Origin of the sequence: Tahibacter caeni (assembly GCF_024609805.1) — a bacterium.
GTDB lineage: Bacteria > Pseudomonadota > Gammaproteobacteria > Xanthomonadales > Rhodanobacteraceae > Tahibacter > Tahibacter caeni.
Genome location: NZ_JANFVR010000452.1, coordinates 1 through 3,147, shown reverse-complemented (window position 1 = coordinate 3,147; position 3,147 = coordinate 1). Strand labels below are relative to the sequence as shown.

General features: G+C 72.1%; 2 protein-coding genes. Both read left to right on the top strand.

Going from position 1 to position 3,147, the window contains the following annotated elements; translation table 11 throughout:
• A partial coding sequence (locus NON22_RS22435) for a DUF2339 domain-containing protein (protein ID WP_257389218.1) occupies positions 1 to 2,438 on the top strand: 2,438 nt, incomplete at its 5' end.
• Positions 2,435 to 3,147: DUF3999 family protein (locus tag NON22_RS22430; RefSeq protein ID WP_257389217.1), on the top strand; the 713-nt coding region annotated here is incomplete at its 3' end. The genes NON22_RS22435 and NON22_RS22430, both read left to right, overlap by 4 nt.

Genomic DNA, 3,147 nt, shown 5'->3' with positions numbered 1-3,147 from the left:
CCGCCGCGGCCGGCCGAGTGCCGCCGCGCCGGCGCGCGCCCGGTGAAACCGTCCTGCCGGAGCGTGCACCGCCCGGCGACGGCGCCGATCCGGTCGCGCGCGCGATCGACGCGATCAAGCGCTGGTTCACCGAGGGCAACATCCCGGTGAAGATCGGCGTGCTGATCCTGTTCCTCGGCGTCGGCGCGCTGATGAAGTATTCGATCGACCAGGGCTGGGTGCGTGTGCCGATCGAGCTGCGCATGGCCGGCATCGCCGCGGCCGCGCTGGCCGGCCTCGCGTTCGGCTGGGCCAAGCGCGAAAGCCACCGCGCGTTCGCGCTGTCGCTGCAGGGCGGCGCGATCGGCGTGCTGCTGCTGGTCGTGTTCGGCAGCTACAAGCTGTTCCACCTGCTGCCGCCGGGCCTGGCCTTCCTGCTGCTCGTGCTGATCGTCGGCGCGGCCGGCGTCATGGCCGTGGCCCAGGACGCGCTCGCGCTCGCACTGCTCGCGATCGTCGGCGGCTTCCTCGCACCGGTGCTGACCGCGACCGACAGCGGCAACCACGTCGCGCTGTTCACGTATTACGCCGTGCTCAACGGCGCGATCTTCGGCATCGCCTGGGTCAAGCCCTGGCGCGCGCTGAACCTGCTCGGCTTCGTGTTCACGTTCGGCATCGGCACGGTCTGGGGTTTTCTGAAGTACCGGCCCGAGCTCTTCTCCTCGACCGAGCCGTTCCTGATCCTGTTCTACGCGTTCTACCTCGTGATTCCGCTGCTCTACGCGCTGCGCCAGCCGGAAGATCGCCGCGGCTTCGTCGACGGCAGCCTCGTATTCGGCACGCCGCTGCTCGCGTTCCCGCTGCAGGCCGCGCTGCTCAACGGCGACACGAAGCAGCTCGCGCTGTCGGCGCTGGTGCTGGCGTTGGTGCACGTCGGCGTCGCGTGGTTCGCGTTCCGCCGCCTGGCCATGACCCTGCTCGGCCAGTCGCATGCCCTGCTCGGCCTGGGCTTCGCGACCCTGGCCGTGCCGCTCGCGCTGTCGGCGCGCGCGACCGCCTGCGCCTGGGCCGTCGAAGGCGCCGCGCTGGTCTGGCTCGGCCTGCGCCAGCAGCGCCGCCTGCCGCGCGTCATCGGCTATCTGCTGCAGCTCGCGGCCGGCCTGTCGCTGTTCATCGCGCTGGTCGACCATCGCCTGGCCACGAGCACCGCGGAAATCATCGGCACGGCGCCGGTCGCCGTGTTCAACGGCGATTTCCTAGCGATCCTGCTGATCAGCGCCGCGGGATTCATTTCCAGCGCACTGCTGCGCCGCGAGAGCGACACCCGGGCGATCGCGCCGCTGCTGCTGATCTGGGCGCTCGGCTGGTGGCTGACGCTCGGCATCAACGAGATCGACCGCTTCGCGCCGGCCGACCTCGCCGTCTACTGGCAGCTCGGCTTCGCCGCGCTGACCGCGCTGCTGTCCGCCGAGGCGGCGCGCCGCCTGGACTGGAACGAACTGCGCTGGCCGGCATTGCTCGCGCTGTTCATCGCGCCGCTGTTCATCATCGGCACGCGCGCAGCCAATCCGGCCGGGCCGCTGGCCGGCCTCGGCCTGGCCGCGTGGCTGGGCTGGTTCGCCGCGAGCCTGCGCACGCAGCGCAATCTCGAACAGACCCAGGCGCCGGCGCTGCCGGCCGCCTATGCCGTGCACGTGTTCACCTGGGTGGGCCTGCTCGCGATCCAGTTCTCCGATCTGGCGCGCGACCGCTGGCAGCTCGGCGTGATCTGGCAGGTGCTGTTCGGCCTCGCGCCGCTCGCGCTGGCCTTCGCCGGCAGCCTCGCGCGCTGGCGCGCGCTGCGCTTCCCGCTCGATGCGGACGCCGAGGCCGCGCGGCCGGCGCTGCTAGGCGTGCTGTCGATGATGCTCGGCATCGGCTGGGTGCTCGGCCTGATCGCCGAGGGCGACCCGGCGCCGCTGGGCTATCTGCCGGTGGCCAATCCGCTGGAGCTCGCGCAGATCGGCTTCGTCGTCGCGCTGCTGTACTGGTTCCAATTGGCCAGCCGCGAAGGCAACGCACTGATCGACGCGCAGAGCCGCGCGCAGAGCCTCGCCGTCATCGGGTTCGCACTGCTGACCAGCATCACCCTGCGCGGCGTGCATTTCCTCGGCGGCGTACCCTGGGAAAGCCAGGCGATGATGCGTTCGGCGCTCGCCCAGGCCTGCCTGTCGGTGGTCTGGTGCCTGGCCGGCCTCGCCGCGATGCTGACCGGCGCACGCCGCCGTTCGCGTCCGATCTGGATCGGCGGCGCCTGCTTGGTCGGCCTCGTCATCGTGAAGCTGATCCTGATCGACCGCACCCACCTCAAGGATCTCTACGCGATCCTCGGCGTGCTCGCGGTCGGCGGCCTGCTGATGGTAGTCGGCTGGTTCGCGCCGAATCCGCCGAAGCAGGTCGACGCCGAGGCGCAGTCGTGAACCGGATCGCCGCTGCCGTCGCGCTGCTCGCGCTGGCCGGCACCGCCGCGGCGGGCCAGCGCAGCGACTACGCGCAGGAATGGCCGCTGCGTCTTGCGCGCGAGGACGGCGGCGCGTTCCGCGTCGTGCTCAGCGAAGCGATCTACCGCGCCGCGCACGATCCTACGCTGGCCGACATCGAAGTGTTCAACGCCGCCGGCGAATCGCTGCCGGCGACCCTGCTCGGCCCCGAAGGCGCGAGCGCCCAGGAATGGCCGCGGCAGATGCTCGACGTGCCCTGGTTCCTGCTGCCGCCGGCGGCCGCGGCCGATGCGGCCGACTGGAACCTGCGTGCCGAACGCGACGCCACCGGCCGCGTGCTGCGCATCGATGCGAGCGTGAACGGCGATGCCGCCGCCGCGTCGCCGCGCGAGCTGCTGCTCGATCTGAGCCAGATCCGCGCGCCGCTGGCCGCGCTGCGGCTGGATTGGGCCGACGACACCGCCGCATTCCAGACCGGCGTGATCCTGTCGGCCAGCGACGATCTGCAGCACTGGCAGATGATCGGCGACGGCCTGCTCGCCGACCTGCGCAACGGCGAGGAGCGCCTGCGCCGCGACCGCATCGAGCTCGGCAGCGCGCGCGCGTTCCGCTACCTGCGCGTCGCGGCGAAGGCCGCGGCCCTGCCGCCGCTGCGCGCAGTCCGCGCCGAAGCGGCGCCGCCGCCGCC